The organism is Duganella zoogloeoides, from assembly GCF_034479515.1.
GTDB classification, from domain to species: domain Bacteria; phylum Pseudomonadota; class Gammaproteobacteria; order Burkholderiales; family Burkholderiaceae_D; genus Rugamonas; species Rugamonas zoogloeoides.
The window spans coordinates 4,793,998-4,806,741 of the sequence record NZ_CP140152.1 but is presented as its reverse complement, the minus strand read 5'-3'; the positions used below and the strand labels follow the sequence as shown (position 1 = coordinate 4,806,741).

The following is a 12,744-nucleotide window of genomic DNA, read 5'->3' as shown; positions in this document are numbered from 1 at the left end:
TTTGACTACTCAAGGGCGGCAGCATGGCAATCACGATCTATCACAACACCGCTTGCGGCACGTCGCGCAAGACCCTCGAAGCGATCCGCGCTACCGGAGTGGAACCGGACATCATCGATTATGTGAAAAACCCGCCCACGCGCGCGGAACTGGAAGACTTGATTGCCAGGGCCGGCCTGACCGTGCGCCAGGCCATGCGCGACAAGGGCGACCTGTACGGCGAACTGGGCCTAGGCGATTTGTCGCTGCCCGATTCGGCGTTGCTCGATGCGATGATTGCCCATCCGATTCTGATCAACCGGCCGTTCGTGGTGACCGACAAGGGCGTGCGCCTGTGCCGGCCGTCGGAGCTGGTGCAAGAGATCCTCTAATGAAAACGGCGCCATCGGCGCCGTTTTTGATCAGTGAGTACGATTGACGGAGAAATGCGCCAACTGCAGCAACGAATCCTTGTACGCGCTCTCCGGCAGACCGGCAATCGCCTCGGCGGCACGTTCGGCGGCGATCTCGGCCTGGTGGCGCGTGAAGTCCAGCGCGCCGCTGCTGGTGACGGCAGCGAGCACGGCGTCGAAGTGCTGCTCGTCGCCTTGCTCGATGCAGGTGCGCACCAGCTGGCGCTGTTCCGGCGTGCCGTTTTCCATCAGGTAGATCAGCGGCAAGGTCGGCTTGCCTTCGCGCAGGTCGTCGCCGACGTTTTTGCCAATTTCGGCAGCGTCGCCAGCGTAGTCGAGCACGTCGTCGATAAGCTGGAACGCGGTACCGAGCGAGCGGCCGTATTCGCCGGCGGCGGCGATCTGCGGTTCGCTGGCGCCGGCGATCAGGGCGCCCAGTTCGGCGGCGGCCTCGAACAGCTTGGCGGTTTTCGACCGGATCACCTGCAAATAGCGCTCCTGGCTCACGTCCGGGTCGTGCATGTTCAACAGTTGCAGCACCTCGCCTTCGGCGATCACGTTGGTGGCTTCCGACAGGATTTGCATCACGCGCATATTGGCCAGGTCCGCCATCATCTGGAACGAACGCGAGTACAGAAAGTCGCCGACCAGCACCGACGCGGCATTGCCGAACAGGGCGTTGGCGGTGGCGCGACCGCGGCGCAGCGACGATTCATCGACCACGTCGTCGTGCAGCAGGGTGGCGGTGTGGATGAATTCGACCACGGCGGCCAGTTCGTGGTGCGCGGTGCCTTTATAGGAATACGCGTTAGCTACCAGCAATACCAATACCGGCCGCAGGCGTTTGCCGCCAGCGCTGATGATGTATTCGGCAATCTGATTGACGAGGCTGACCTCGGAATGCAGCTTGCGGCGGATCACCGCATTGACCGCGTCCATGTCGGCGGCGATCGATTGAGCGATGGTGTTCTGGGGAGCGGTGTGGGTAGCGGCAGACAAGACGAACCTGTGCGTTGACATTATAGGTGCCGAGATTATACGACATGGCCCCCGCTACCGGGGGCGCTGGTGGATTTGTCCATCTTGCGGGGGTGCCAATTCGGTGCCAAGTTGACTGACATACCACGCCGCCGCCGGTTTGTGAATAGTTTTTGACGCGAAAACCCATCCCATGTATAATCTGCGGTTCCCCGGTTTCCATGCAGGACAGCAGTACTCGTCGCTGCAAGGCGCTGGCGGATTTTTCTCAACATATGAAGAGGTTTCAAATCATGTACGCGGTCATAAAAACCGGTGGCAAACAATACAAAGTTGTCGCTGGCGAAAAACTTAAAGTAGAACAGATACCTGCAGACATTGGTTCCGAAATCACCATTGACCAAGTCCTCGCCGTTGGCGCGGGCGACAGCATCAAGTTTGGTGCTCCCCTGGTTGAAGGTGCTACGGTACTGGTTACTGTTGTGGCTCAAGGTCGTCACGATAAGGTGAAGATTTTCAAGATGCGTCGTCGTAAGCACTACCAGAAGCATCAAGGCCATCGTCAGAATTACACCGAAATCCAAATCGTCTCGATCAACGGCTAATCCCGTTCCGGCACACTCTAGTACTCAAGGAGCTTTAGCATGGCACACAAAAAAGGCGGCGGCACAACGCGAAATGGTCGTGACTCAGAATCAAAACGCCTGGGCGTTAAGGTTTACGGCGGTCAAACGATCAATGCAGGCGGCATCATCATTCGTCAACGCGGCACCCCAGTGCGCGCCGGCGAAGGCGTTGGCACCGGCAAGGACCACACCCTGTTCGCTCTGGTGGATGGCGTGGTCAAGTTCGTAGTCAAGGGCGCAGGCTCGAAGCAGTACGTTACCGTAGTAGCAGCAGCCTAAATACGCTGCACGGATGATGCGCGGGGCGCACCATCCGATTTTGTAAGGCGCAAGCCTTCAATCGAAAAGGCTCTGCCCATGGTAGGGCCTTTTAGTTTTATGGCGGTACATCATGAAGTTTATCGACGAAGCAAAAATTGAAGTAATCGGTGGTGACGGCGGCAATGGTTGCGCCTCGTTTTGCCGTGAAAAATTCCGCCCCTTTGGCGGCCCTGACGGCGGCGACGGCGGCAAGGGTGGCTCGATCTGGGCTGTAGCGGACCGTAACATCAATACCTTGGTCGATTTCCGCTTCTCCAAGGTGCACCGCGCGAAAGACGGCGAATCGGGCCGTGGCGCCGATTGCTACGGCAAGGGCGCTGACGATATCCATATGCGCATGCCGGTCGGCACCCTCATCATCGACGACGTGTCGGGCGAGATCCTGGCCGACCTGACCGAACACGGTCAAATGGAATTGCTGGCCAAGGGCGGCGAGGGCGGCTGGGGCAATATCCACTTCAAGACCTCGACCAACCGCGCACCGCGCCAGAAGACCGAAGGTAAAGAAGGCGAACGCCGCGAAATCCGCCTGGAACTGAAAGTGCTGGCCGACGTGGGCCTGCTGGGCATGCCGAACGCCGGTAAATCGACGTTCATTTCGGCCGTGTCGAACGCCCGTCCGAAGATTGCCGACTACCCGTTCACCACCCTGTTCCCGAACCTGGGCGTGGTCCGCGTATCGCACGAGAAAAGCTTCGTGATCGCCGACATTCCGGGCCTGATCGAAGGCGCCGCCGAAGGCGCGGGCCTCGGCCACCAGTTCCTGCGCCACTTGCAGCGCACCGGTCTGCTGTTGCACATCGTCGATCTGGCGCCGTTCGAGACCAATGTCGATCCGGTCAAGGAAGCCAAAGCCCTGGTCAACGAGCTGAAAAAGTACGACGAAGCGCTGGTGGACAAGCCACGCTGGCTGGTACTGAACAAGCTCGACATGGTGCCGGAAGCGGAACGCGTCAAGCGCGTAAAGGACTTCATCAAGAAATTCGGCTTCAAGGGCCCGGTGTTCGAGATCTCGGCGCTGAGCCGCGACGGTACGCAAGAGCTGGTCAACGCCATCCAGATGCACCTGGAACAAGTGCGTCACACCGAGCAGCGTAGCGAAGAAACCCAGATGACCGAAGAGGCACGCGGCATTTCGTCGATCGATCCTGACGATCCGCGCTTCAAGATTCTCGACTGATTTATCGGCGGGACTGCACCAGTCCTCGACGGAATTTGGTATCAAAGGCATAATCAGCATCAGCTGCTTATGCCTTTTTGTTTTTCACCGGCATAATCGCAATCAGCTGATGATGCCATTTCCATTTCGGCGCCGCCTTTGTCACCACAAGGCCGGCGACCTTCTGCGGCAAGCAGGGCCATCCGCCCCACCTGAGCACATCAAGCACCATCACAGCACCGTCGTTTTCTTCGCTTGTCTGGAGTAGTGTCGCACCCATGAATTCCGTCATACAAAAAGCTCAACGCATCATCATCAAGGTCGGCTCGTCGCTGGTCACCAACGACGGCCGTGGCCTCGACCACGCCGCCATCGCCCGCTGGGCTGCGCAAATCGCCGCCTTGCGCGCGCTCGGCAAGCAGGTCGTGCTGGTCTCGTCCGGCGCGATTGCCGAAGGCATGCTGCGCCTTGGCTTCGAGCGCCGCCCGCACGACATCCACGAATTGCAGGCTTGCGCCGCAGTTGGCCAGATGGGCCTGGCGCAAATCTACGAAACCAGCTTCCGCGCCCACGCGCTGGGCACGGCGCAGGTGCTGCTGACCCACGCCGACCTGGCCGACCGCGAACGCTACCTGAACGCCCGCTCCACGCTGACCACCTTGCTGCGCCTCGGCATCGTGCCGATCATCAATGAGAACGACACGGTGGTCACCGACGAAATCAAGTTCGGCGACAACGACACCCTCGGTGCGCTGGTCGCCAACCTGATCGAGGCCGACGCGCTGATCATCCTCACCGACCAGAAAGGTTTATATAGCGCCGATCCGCGCAAGGACCCCGCTGCCGTATTGATCGAGCATGGCCGCGCCGGCGATCTCACGCTCGAAGCGATGGCCGGCGGCGCCGGCAGCAGCCTGGGGCGCGGCGGCATGCTGACCAAGATCCTGGCTGCCAAGCGCGCCGCCAAGTCGGGCGCTCACACGGTGATCGCCTACGGCCGCGAAGAAAACGTCCTGGAACGCCTGGCCGCCGGCGAAGCGATCGGCACCGAGCTGGCCGCGCAAACCGGCCATCTCACCGCGCGCAAGCAATGGATGGCCGACCACCTGCACACCGCAGGCCAGGTCGTGCTTGACGCCGGCGCGGTACAAAAACTGACGGCCGAGGGCAAGTCGCTGTTGCCGATCGGCGTGATCGAGGTGAAAGGGGAGTTTGGCCGTGGCGCCGTGATCACGTGCGTGGACCAGCTTGGTGTGCCGGTGGCGCGCGGGTTGTCGAACTATACGAGTGCCGAGACCCGGCGCATCATGCGCAAACCGTCGAGCGAGATCGAGGCGATCCTCGGCTACCTCGAGGGCAAGGAGCTGGTGCACCGCGATAACCTGGTGCTGGTGTAAGCCGGCGCTGCCGGCCTTAAATACCGTCTGGCGCGGGTGTCTTGGCGCGGTAGTCGCACAAATCGATCTGCATGCAGTTCCAGCACTCGGGCTTACGCGCTCTGCAGGTATAGCGCCCGTGCAGGATCAGCCAGTGGTGGGCGTCCTGCAAAAACTCTTTCGGGATGAACTTGAGCAGCTTCTGCTCGACGATCTCGACGTTTTTACCGGGCGCCAGCCCGGTGCGGTTCGACACGCGGAAGATATGGGTATCGACCGCCATGGTCGGTTCGCCAAAGGCCGTATTCATGACCACGTTGGCGGTCTTGCGGCCCACGCCGGGCAGGGCTTCGAGCGACTCGCGGTCGCGCGGCACTTCGCCGCCGTGCAGGTCCACCAGCATCCTGCACGTGGCGATCACATTCTTGCCCTTGGTTTTATACAGGCCGATGGTCTGGATATAGGTCTTGAGTTCGTCCTCGCCCAGGTCGAGTATCGCCTGCGGCGTGTTGGCTACCGGGTAGAGCTTGCGGGTGGCCTTGTTCACGCCGACGTCGGTGGCCTGCGCCGACAGCAGTACCGCGATCAGCAGTTCAAACGGCGTGGTGTATTCAAGTTCGGTCTTGGGATGGGGATTGGCGGCGCGGAAGCGCACGAACATTTCGTGGCGTTTGGCTGGATTCATTCAGGCTTGGTTCCGTTCTGGCTGGTTGCCGCAGCTTCGGCTGCCGCAGCTTCCTTCTTGGCGCGGGCGCGTTCCATGGCGGCGGCGATGATGGCTTTTTTGCGCGCGAGCGCCTCGGCGGACGCGGCGTCGGCCGGATCGATGGCGTTGACGACCTCCATCTTGCTGTGGGCCTTGGCGGCCAGGCGTTCGTCGTTTTCCTGCTTTTCGCGCTGGAGGCGCACGGTGCGGAAGTCGTGGCGCTCACGGGCGGCATCGGCGTCGGGCTGACTCCAGGCGGCCCAGCCGGTGGTCTCGGTGACCGGGTACATGACGATGCAATCGACCGGGCACGGGTTCACGCACAGGTCGCAGCCGGTACACAGGTCGGGCACGATGGTGTGCATCAGCTTGGCAGCGCCGACGATGGCATCCACCGGGCAGGCCTGGATGCACAGGGTGCAGCCGATGCACAGCGACGCGTCGATATAGGCGACTGCGCGTGGCCGCTCGAGGCCGTTGATGGGGTTGAGCGGAATGACCTTGCGGCCGGTCACTGCCGACAGCCTGGCAATGCCCTCGGCGCCGCCGGGCGGGCACTGGTTGATCTCGGCTGCGCCGTCGGCGATCGCCTGCGCGTATGGACGGCAGCCATCGAAGCCGCACTTGGTGCATTGCGTTTGCGGCAGGACGTCTTCGATGCGGTCGGCGAGGGTGCGGAGGTCGGACACGGCGGTTTCAAAATCGGTAAAACGCCATTATCCGACATCTGCGCGCTGCGCACCGAAAAACCGCACGCGGCGTACTGTCTCCCCGGTTACGCAGCGCCGATGCGGGGAATGGTGAACACGCCGTCGAGCGACAGCAGTTCGAGGCGATGCTGTTCGGCCAGCTGGGCCAGGATGGTTTCACCGTGCGGCAGCAGGTGGATTTCCACGCGGCGGCGGTCGGTCTCGCTCACGCGGCGCACGACCAGGCCCATCGCTTCGCAGCGCGTGGCCAGCGCCACCACGCCGTGGTGCTTCGCTTGCAGACGTTCTGCCAGCTCGCCCACCGTGGCCCAGTCGCGGCCCGGATAGCCCTTGATGTGCAGCAGCAGCAGGTATTGCAGCGGAGTGATGCCTTGCGCTTGCACCACGTCTTCGGAAAAGCGTTCGAAGCGGCGCATTTGGTAGCGGAATTCGGACAGCGCGGCAAAGTCCGATTTGTCGAGAGTTTTGGTGGTCATGCCAAAATATATCACAGCATGATGTATTTGACGGAAAAAATACCCGGGCGCCGTTGTAGCGGCCGGGTATTTTGCAGACTTAAGCGTGCTGTTTAATGAAGTCGGTGATTTTCGGGCACACCATCTCGCGCCAGCGGCGGCCCGAGAAAATGCCGTAGTGGCCGGCGCCCGGCGCGACGAAATCCTGTTTCATGTCGTCCGGAATATTGCTGCACAGGTCATGCGCGGCCTGGGTCTGGCCGGCGCCGGAAATGTCGTCGAGCTCGCCTTCGACCGTGAACAGCGCCACCGAGGTGATGTCTTGCGGCCGCACCAGCTGGCCGCCCACTTCCCAGGTGCCGCGCGGCAGGGCGAAGTCCTGGAACACGGTCTTGATGGTGTCGAGGTAGTACTCGGCGGGCATGTCCAGCACGGCGTTGTACTCGTCGTAGAACTTGCGGTGCGATTCGGCGGTTTCTTCGTCACCCTTGACCAGGTGGTTGTAGAAATCGCGGTGACTTTCGGCGTGGCGGCCCGGGTTCATGGCGATGAAGCCGGCGTGCTGCAGGAAGCCCGGGTACACCTTGCGGCCGAAACCGGGGTAGTTCGGTGGCACCGGGTAAATCACGGTGTTTTCAAACCACGAGAATTTCTTCTCGGTCGCCAGGTTGTTGACGGCCGTGGGCGAGCGGCGCGGGTCGATCGGGCCGCCCATCATGGTCATGGTTTTCGGCAGTTTGGGATCGTTGGCGGTGGCCATCAGCGCAATGGCAGCCAATACCGGCACGGTGGGCTGGCACACGGAAATCACGTGCACGTCCGGGCCCAGGTGGCGGATGAAGTCCTGCACATAATAAATGTAGTCGTCGAGGTGGAAGGCGCCATCGGCCAGCGGCACCATGCGGGCGTCGGTCCAGTCGGTGATGAAGACGTCGTGCTCGACCAGCAGGCCGCGCACGGTGTCGCGCAGCAGCGTGGAGTGGTGGCCCGACAACGGCGCGACCAGCAGCACGGTGGGCTGCGCCAGGTCCTTGATTTGCTGGTCGTCGAGGTCCTTGCGGAAATGGATCAGGCGGCAGAACGGTTTGTTGACTGTCACCTGCTCGATGATGCCCACCGGCGCGTCGAGCCCCTTGACCGGCGACGTATCGATGCCGAACGCCGGCTTTTCGTAGTCCTTGCCCAACCGGTACATCAGTTCGTAGCCGGCGGCGATGCGCTGCGCGAACGGCGTGTGCGCCAGCGGCGAGACCGGATTGCTGAAGATTTTGGCGGAGGCATCGGCCCACTGCATCAGTGGCGTGAGCATCGATCGTTGCATTTCGTGCAGTTGGTAGAGCATGGTAGTTGTCCCGGTGTTTTTATGGTGCGTTGCACCAATTCATGCATGATACGCCAATTCAGCGGCGCAGGCCGCATGGAGGGCTGGTGATCGATGCATTTTTGGTGCCTCGGGGAAAAATTACTGATATTGCGCAACAAATCCCGTCTCAAGAATAATACTGCTGCGGCCATAAAAAAAGCAGCGTTTCCGCTGCTTTTCTGTAGGACATCTACCTGAGTGTTGTGTTACTGGCGATGCGCTAGTAGCACTTGATCAAGCTTAATCAAAAACTGGCGTCTCCACGCCCAACACCTTGTGCAGCTTCGGCGAGGTGGTGGTGTATTGCATGTGGATTTTCTTGTCCGGGAAGATGTACGGTGCGGCGCCGAAGGCGGCCAGCGCGGCTTCGTGGAAGCCCGACAGGATCAGCTTTTTCTTGCCCGGATAGGTGTTGATGTCGCCCACGGCAAAGATGCCCGGCACATTGGTTTCGAACTTCTCGGTGTCTTGCACCTTGAGCTGGCGGCGCTCGATGTCCAGGCCCCATTCGGCGATCGGGCCCAGCTTCGGCGACAGGCCGTAGAACACCAGCAGCATGTCCAGCGGCACGCGGCGGGTGACGCCGTCCTGGCCGGTGACCTTCAGTTCGGTCAGCTTGTCGTCCTTGGTCTCGAAACCGGTGGCCTGGCCCACGATCAGCTGCATTTCGTAGTCGTCGCACAGCGCTTTCATCTTGGCGACCGAGGCTGGCGCGGCGCGGAAGTCTTCACGGCGGTGCAGCAGCACGACCGATTCGGCCTTGCCGACGAAGTTCAGGGCCCAGTCCAGGGCCGAGTCGCCGCCGCCGCAGATGACCAGGTTCTTGCCTTCGAACTGGGCCGGATCCTTGACCTTGTAGTGCAGTTGCGAACCTTCGAAGACGTCGATGCCGTCCACTTTCAGGGTGCGGGCCTGGAACGAACCGACGCCGGCAGCAATGAAGATAGTCTTGGTGATGAACTCGGTGCCGGCGGTGGTGGCGACGTCGAAACGGCCGTCGTCGCGGCGTTGAACCTTGACCACTTCCTGGCCCAAATGGAAGGTCGGCTCGAACGGCTCGATCTGCTTGAGCAGGTTGTCGGTCAGTTCCTGGCCGGTGCACGAAGGCACGGCCGGGATGTCGTAGATCGGCTTGTCAGGATACAGTTCGACGCATTGTCCGCCCACCGCGCCCAGCGAATCGATCACATGGGCTTTGATTTCCAGCAGACCCAGTTCGAAGACCTGGAACAGGCCGACCGGGCCGGCGCCAATGATGACGGCATCGGTTTCGATGACGCCGGTAGGGGTGACAGTGCTATTCATTCGTTTTTCCTGTGATTTCAATAGTGGTTAGGCAATACCGGCAGCGCGCTGCGCACTGTCGGTATTGCCCGGCCAGACAGACGTCTTAGCGTACCAGCAGGTGCAGCTTGTCTTTGACGTCCTTGAACTGGTCGGCTTCCGGCAGCGGGGCGACGGTCTTGGTGATCGACGGCCAGTGGCGCGACAGGTCGGCGTTGAGCTTGATGTATTGCTGCTGGTCGCCGGGCACATCTTCTTCGGCGTAAATCGCGTTGACCGGGCACTCGGCCACGCAGACGGCGCAGTCGATGCACTCGTCCGGGTCGATGGCAAGGAAGTTCGGTCCAGAGCGGAAACAATCTACCGGGCAAACATCGACGCAGTCCGTATAACGGCAGCTGATGCAAGATTCGGTGACAACGTGGGTCATAACAGTCCTATCAATGTTGGTGCGCCTCGACAAACCTACTGCGCGGCCTGCTATCGCCGCTGCGTTGCTCAGCGTACTTGAGTACGCTTGCGCTACTCCCGACGATAACAGGCCGCTCGCTACGGTTTTTCGAGGCGCCCTGTTGGTGCGCAGTGGCGTCGGCGGCGATGGCGTAACCGGCTTACCTCGGCAAAGCACTGTATTTTAAGGTAATTCCTTATTTCTCACAAACGGCGCTTATATACAATACATATAAGCAAATGCGCCGTGACCGGGCGCGGAGCCGCAGCACGACTGGCGCGCGGACTCATCGTCAGGGTTCAGGCAGGCGCGGCACTGGCGCCGCAGGGGCGCAACTGGCATGATGCAGCCTTTGTTTTACTTTGAAGGAAGTGCATGGCGGACATCAACATCGTCCAGGAACACCACCTGGCGCCCGAGCAAGCCCGTGCGGCGGCGCAACAAGTTGCGGACAAACTGTCCGAACAATTCGAATTGACGTCGCGCTGGGATGGTGATGTGCTGTGCTTCGAGCGCAGCGGCGTGAACGGCACGCTGAGTTTGCTACCGAACCAGGCGCAGCTGCATATTGCGCTCGGCTTTCCGATCAGCGCGTTTGCATCGCAGATCGAGAGCAAGGTAGCGGACAAGATGCGCCGGGTATTTACGGCAGCATAGCGGGAGGCAGGCCCATGGCTGTCCCGGGCCGGCAGGGAATTACTTCAGGTCTTCGATCAGGTCGATGTACTGTTGTTTGGCGTCGTCGGCGCTGGTGCCCTTGAGTGCATCCCAGGCGTCGAACTTGGCGCGGCCGACCATGTCGGTAAAGCCGGGACGCTCGCCGGTGGCGTCGCCCACGGAAGCCTGCTTGAACAGCGCGTAGATTTTCAGCAGGGTCATATTGTCTGGCCGTTCCGGCAGGTTTTTCGAGTCCGCCTGGGCTTGTTCGAATTGTGCTTGTAAGCTCATGTCTTCTCCTGTGTTGGGTGCAATCATCCATCATACCCGCAGCCATCGCGAAATCCGCTAGAGGAACCCCTCAAAACACGCGCCCCAAAGCACAACGGCGGCCATGGCAGGCTGTGCGCCTGGCATGAACCGCCGTGTTACTTGTCGCCGGCTGCCCATGGGCGCCAGCGGTGCTGCAATTACTTGGCTTTTTTGGCCGGGTTGACAGCCGACTTCAGGGTCGCGCCCGCCGAGAATTTCGGGGTTTTCGACGCAGCGATCTTGATCGCTTCGCCGGTAGCTGGATTGCGACCTTTGCGCGCAGCACGCTTGGCAACGGAGAAGGTGCCGAAGCCGGTGATGCCTACCGTGTCGCCTTTTTTCAGACGCTCGGTCACGATGGCGATCAAGGTGTTTACTGCGGTGTTGGCGGCAGCAGCAGACATCTCGGTGCGTTTCGCAAATTCAGCAATCAGTTCGCCTTTTTTCATTACTACCTCCTTGGTTATTAGAGCGCGCAGATTAGCATAAATATTGTCAGATGTAATGGTTTCCGCGTGAAGAGTTTCAAAGTAACCCTTGCTGCACCTGCCGCGCGCCCATTTGCACCGGATGAACCCTTGTAGTTAAAGGGCTTACGCAATCCTGACGGACTCGCATCCTGTTCAAAAAGGTTTATCATGGCACGACTTGCGCAGCGATAATGAGCAGGATGATGAGCTTTTCAGATGACACACTGATTGCCTACGCCGATGGCCAGCTGGACGACGCGACCCGCCGCGCCATCGAGCACGCCATGCAGCGCGACGCCAGCCTGCAACGCCGGGTGGCCACCCTGCGCGTGAAATCCCATGCATACAACGGACCGCAGCCGCGCTACGGTAAAGTGGTACACCTGTCGGCCATCCGGGCCCAGCGCGTGGCCGTGCAGCAGGCCGCGCGCAAGGCGCACACGCCGCGCTGGCGCTGGCCGGTCTGGACCGCGATCGGCGCCGCGCTGGTTGCCGGCTTGCTGGCGGGGCGCTTTGCGCTGGTGTACTGGCAGCCGGCCTGGCTGGGCGAACCACCGGCAGCGCCCACCACCATCATCAGCCGCAACGGCATGATGATCGCCCAGGGCAAGCTCGATCTGGCGCTGAGTCGGCAAATGGGCGGCGCCTCGCCGTCGGAGGGCGATGTGCGGGTGGGCTTGAGTTTTCTATCGAACCAGGGCGGTTATTGCCGCACCTTTACGCTGGTGGGCCTGAGCCAGGACCTGGTGGGCATGGCCTGCCGCGCCAGCGCGGAGTGGCGGGTGCCGGTACTGGTACAAAACATGCGTCCCGCGCCACAAATGAGCGCGCAGCGCGTGGCAGGTACGGAAATGCCGACAGCGGTGCTCGAAGCGATCGACCAGCGAATAGTAGGGGGAATGATGGATACGCGCGCGGAGCAGGAGGCCTTGCGGCGCAACTGGCAGCGCTGAGGGTATTGCGCGCGCTGCCAGCGGTACTACTTAACGGGATTAAACGCCCAGCAGTTCGACGTCGAAGATCAGGGTGGCATTCGGTGGAATCACGCCGCCGGCGCCGCGCGAACCGTAGCCCAGTTCCGCTGGAATGATCAACTGGCGAGCGCCGCCGATTTTCATGCCTTGCACGCCTTCGTCCCAACCACGGATGACCATGCCCGCGCCCAGTGCGAACTCGAACGGATCGTTGCGGTCTTTGCTCGAATCGAATTTGGCGCCCTTGGTGCCGTCGTCGTTACGCAGCCAGCCCGTGTAGTGCACGGTAACGTTTTGACCGGCTTTGGCTTCAGCGCCGTCGCCAACCGTCAGTTCGATGAATTGCAGGCCGGAGTCGGTAGTGATGGTGGACATAGCTTTTCCTTCTATTGTTGGGAACAAGTCATCAATTGTAGCAGCAGCGACAAGGTGGCGTCGCTGCCGATGCCTTGGCCGGTGTCGCGCGGCAGTCCGCACGGCAGAATAATTGTGAACTTTCCCCCTCGGCAC

General features: G+C 61.1%; 18 protein-coding genes. 7 read left to right on the top strand and 11 right to left on the bottom strand.

The features are described 5' to 3' along the window. Window positions 1–23 precede the first annotated feature (23 nt). Window positions 24–371: an arsenate reductase (glutaredoxin) gene (gene arsC / locus SR858_RS21180; protein ID WP_019921554.1), complete on the top strand. Its 348-nt coding sequence runs from the start codon at window positions 24–26 to the stop codon at window positions 369–371. Between the two features lie 30 nt (window positions 372–401). Here the strand turns inward: arsC and ispB are convergent, their stop codons facing one another. Further along, the gene (gene ispB, locus SR858_RS21175) at window positions 402–1,412 is read right to left on the bottom strand and encodes an octaprenyl diphosphate synthase (RefSeq protein WP_407654678.1); all 1,011 of its coding nucleotides are present in this window, start codon (window positions 1,410–1,412) and stop codon (window positions 402–404) included. Between the two features lie 251 nt (window positions 1,413–1,663). On the opposite strand from ispB, the gene rplU reads away from it, so the two are divergent. From rplU to obgE, 3 genes are all read left to right on the top strand, one after another. After that, window positions 1,664–1,975, top strand: coding sequence for a 50S ribosomal protein L21 (gene rplU, locus SR858_RS21170; protein WP_026637237.1), 312 nt, complete (start codon window positions 1,664–1,666; stop codon window positions 1,973–1,975). A gap of 39 nt (window positions 1,976–2,014) precedes the next feature. Then, window positions 2,015–2,275, top strand: a complete 261-nt coding sequence (gene rpmA, locus SR858_RS21165) for a 50S ribosomal protein L27 (protein WP_019921557.1) — start codon at window positions 2,015–2,017, stop codon at window positions 2,273–2,275. A gap of 112 nt (window positions 2,276–2,387) precedes the next feature. After that, entirely contained in the window at window positions 2,388–3,497 is a 1,110-nt protein-coding gene (gene obgE / locus SR858_RS21160) for a GTPase ObgE (protein WP_019921558.1), read from the top strand. Window positions 3,498–3,564: 67 nt separating this feature from the next. Here obgE and SR858_RS21155 read toward each other — a convergent pair whose 3' ends face one another. Continuing rightward, window positions 3,565–3,768 (bottom strand): hypothetical protein, encoded by a 204-nt coding sequence (locus tag SR858_RS21155; protein WP_019921559.1) that lies wholly within the window; start codon window positions 3,766–3,768, stop codon window positions 3,565–3,567. Between SR858_RS21155 and proB the strand changes: the two genes are divergently transcribed. After that, window positions 3,755–4,873 carry a glutamate 5-kinase gene (gene proB / locus SR858_RS21150; RefSeq protein WP_019921560.1) on the top strand — a complete coding sequence of 373 codons (1,119 nt, stop codon included), beginning with the start codon at window positions 3,755–3,757 and terminating at the stop codon, window positions 4,871–4,873. The two genes, SR858_RS21155 and proB, sit on opposite strands and share 14 nt — an antisense overlap. A 16-nt stretch (window positions 4,874–4,889) precedes the next feature. Here the strand turns inward: proB and nth are convergent, their stop codons facing one another. The 6 genes from nth to fdxA form a co-directional block, all read right to left on the bottom strand. Further along, complete coding sequence (gene nth, locus SR858_RS21145; protein WP_019921561.1) at window positions 4,890–5,537, bottom strand: endonuclease III; 648 nt, start codon at window positions 5,535–5,537, stop codon at window positions 4,890–4,892. Continuing rightward, a complete protein-coding gene (gene rsxB, locus SR858_RS21140) occupies window positions 5,534–6,247 on the bottom strand; it encodes an electron transport complex subunit RsxB (RefSeq protein ID WP_019921562.1) in 714 nt (237 codons plus the stop codon). The genes nth and rsxB overlap by 4 nt, the downstream gene beginning before the upstream one ends. An 86-nt stretch (window positions 6,248–6,333) precedes the next feature. Then, window positions 6,334–6,744, bottom strand: a complete 411-nt coding sequence (locus SR858_RS21135; RefSeq protein WP_019921563.1) for a MarR family winged helix-turn-helix transcriptional regulator — start codon at window positions 6,742–6,744, stop codon at window positions 6,334–6,336. A 79-nt stretch (window positions 6,745–6,823) separates the two neighbouring features. Then, window positions 6,824–8,065 (bottom strand): polyhydroxyalkanoate depolymerase, encoded by a 1,242-nt coding sequence (locus SR858_RS21130; protein ID WP_019921564.1) that lies wholly within the window; start codon window positions 8,063–8,065, stop codon window positions 6,824–6,826. A gap of 261 nt (window positions 8,066–8,326) precedes the next feature. Then, window positions 8,327–9,391, bottom strand: a complete 1,065-nt coding sequence (locus SR858_RS21125; protein WP_019921565.1) for an NAD(P)/FAD-dependent oxidoreductase — start codon at window positions 9,389–9,391, stop codon at window positions 8,327–8,329. Window positions 9,392–9,476: 85 nt separating this feature from the next. Continuing rightward, on the bottom strand, window positions 9,477–9,800 hold the full coding sequence (gene fdxA, locus SR858_RS21120) for a ferredoxin FdxA (protein ID WP_026637238.1): 324 nt from the start codon (window positions 9,798–9,800) through the stop codon (window positions 9,477–9,479). 396 nt (window positions 9,801–10,196) lie between these two features. Here fdxA and SR858_RS21115 point away from each other — a divergent pair, with 396 nt between their 5' ends. Continuing rightward, on the top strand, window positions 10,197–10,478 hold the full coding sequence (locus tag SR858_RS21115) for a polyhydroxyalkanoic acid system family protein (protein WP_019921567.1): 282 nt from the start codon (window positions 10,197–10,199) through the stop codon (window positions 10,476–10,478). A 39-nt stretch (window positions 10,479–10,517) separates the two neighbouring features. On the opposite strand, the gene SR858_RS21110 is transcribed toward SR858_RS21115, so the two are convergent. After that, complete coding sequence (locus SR858_RS21110) at window positions 10,518–10,769, bottom strand: acyl-CoA-binding protein (RefSeq protein WP_019921568.1); 252 nt, start codon at window positions 10,767–10,769, stop codon at window positions 10,518–10,520. A 179-nt stretch (window positions 10,770–10,948) separates the two neighbouring features. Beyond that, window positions 10,949–11,239 carry an HU family DNA-binding protein gene (locus tag SR858_RS21105; protein WP_019921569.1) on the bottom strand — a complete coding sequence of 97 codons (291 nt, stop codon included), beginning with the start codon at window positions 11,237–11,239 and terminating at the stop codon, window positions 10,949–10,951. Window positions 11,240–11,460: 221 nt separating this feature from the next. Here SR858_RS21105 and SR858_RS21100 point away from each other — a divergent pair, with 221 nt between their 5' ends. Further along, on the top strand, window positions 11,461–12,213 hold the full coding sequence (locus SR858_RS21100; protein WP_322533901.1) for a hypothetical protein: 753 nt from the start codon (window positions 11,461–11,463) through the stop codon (window positions 12,211–12,213). Window positions 12,214–12,252: 39 nt separating this feature from the next. Here the strand turns inward: SR858_RS21100 and SR858_RS21095 are convergent, their stop codons facing one another. Further along, window positions 12,253–12,609, bottom strand: coding sequence for an FKBP-type peptidyl-prolyl cis-trans isomerase (locus SR858_RS21095; protein ID WP_019921571.1), 357 nt, complete (start codon window positions 12,607–12,609; stop codon window positions 12,253–12,255). Between the last annotated feature and the right edge of the window lie 135 nt (window positions 12,610–12,744).

What these genes read in the sequence shown, in the direction of transcription:
- arsC (WP_019921554.1), top strand. Translation starts at nt 24, where the DNA reads ATGGCAATCACGATCTATCACAACACCGCTTGCGGCACGTCGCGCAAG.
- ispB (WP_407654678.1), bottom strand. Translation starts at nt 1,412, where the DNA reads ATGTCAACGCACAGGTTCGTCTTGTCTGCCGCTACCCACACCGCTCCC.
- rplU (WP_026637237.1), top strand. Translation starts at nt 1,664, where the DNA reads ATGTACGCGGTCATAAAAACCGGTGGCAAACAATACAAAGTTGTCGCT.
- rpmA (WP_019921557.1), top strand. Translation starts at nt 2,015, where the DNA reads ATGGCACACAAAAAAGGCGGCGGCACAACGCGAAATGGTCGTGACTCA.
- obgE (WP_019921558.1), top strand. Translation starts at nt 2,388, where the DNA reads ATGAAGTTTATCGACGAAGCAAAAATTGAAGTAATCGGTGGTGACGGC.
- proB (WP_019921560.1), top strand. Translation starts at nt 3,755, where the DNA reads ATGAATTCCGTCATACAAAAAGCTCAACGCATCATCATCAAGGTCGGC.
- SR858_RS21155 (WP_019921559.1), bottom strand. Translation starts at nt 3,768, where the DNA reads ATGACGGAATTCATGGGTGCGACACTACTCCAGACAAGCGAAGAAAAC.
- nth (WP_019921561.1), bottom strand. Translation starts at nt 5,537, where the DNA reads ATGAATCCAGCCAAACGCCACGAAATGTTCGTGCGCTTCCGCGCCGCC.
- SR858_RS21135 (WP_019921563.1), bottom strand. Translation starts at nt 6,744, where the DNA reads ATGACCACCAAAACTCTCGACAAATCGGACTTTGCCGCGCTGTCCGAA.
- SR858_RS21130 (WP_019921564.1), bottom strand. Translation starts at nt 8,065, where the DNA reads ATGCTCTACCAACTGCACGAAATGCAACGATCGATGCTCACGCCACTG.
- SR858_RS21125 (WP_019921565.1), bottom strand. Translation starts at nt 9,391, where the DNA reads ATGAATAGCACTGTCACCCCTACCGGCGTCATCGAAACCGATGCCGTC.
- fdxA (WP_026637238.1), bottom strand. Translation starts at nt 9,800, where the DNA reads ATGACCCACGTTGTCACCGAATCTTGCATCAGCTGCCGTTATACGGAC.
- SR858_RS21115 (WP_019921567.1), top strand. Translation starts at nt 10,197, where the DNA reads ATGGCGGACATCAACATCGTCCAGGAACACCACCTGGCGCCCGAGCAA.
- SR858_RS21110 (WP_019921568.1), bottom strand. Translation starts at nt 10,769, where the DNA reads ATGAGCTTACAAGCACAATTCGAACAAGCCCAGGCGGACTCGAAAAAC.
- SR858_RS21105 (WP_019921569.1), bottom strand. Translation starts at nt 11,239, where the DNA reads ATGAAAAAAGGCGAACTGATTGCTGAATTTGCGAAACGCACCGAGATG.
- SR858_RS21100 (WP_322533901.1), top strand. Translation starts at nt 11,461, where the DNA reads ATGATGAGCTTTTCAGATGACACACTGATTGCCTACGCCGATGGCCAG.
- SR858_RS21095 (WP_019921571.1), bottom strand. Translation starts at nt 12,609, where the DNA reads ATGTCCACCATCACTACCGACTCCGGCCTGCAATTCATCGAACTGACG.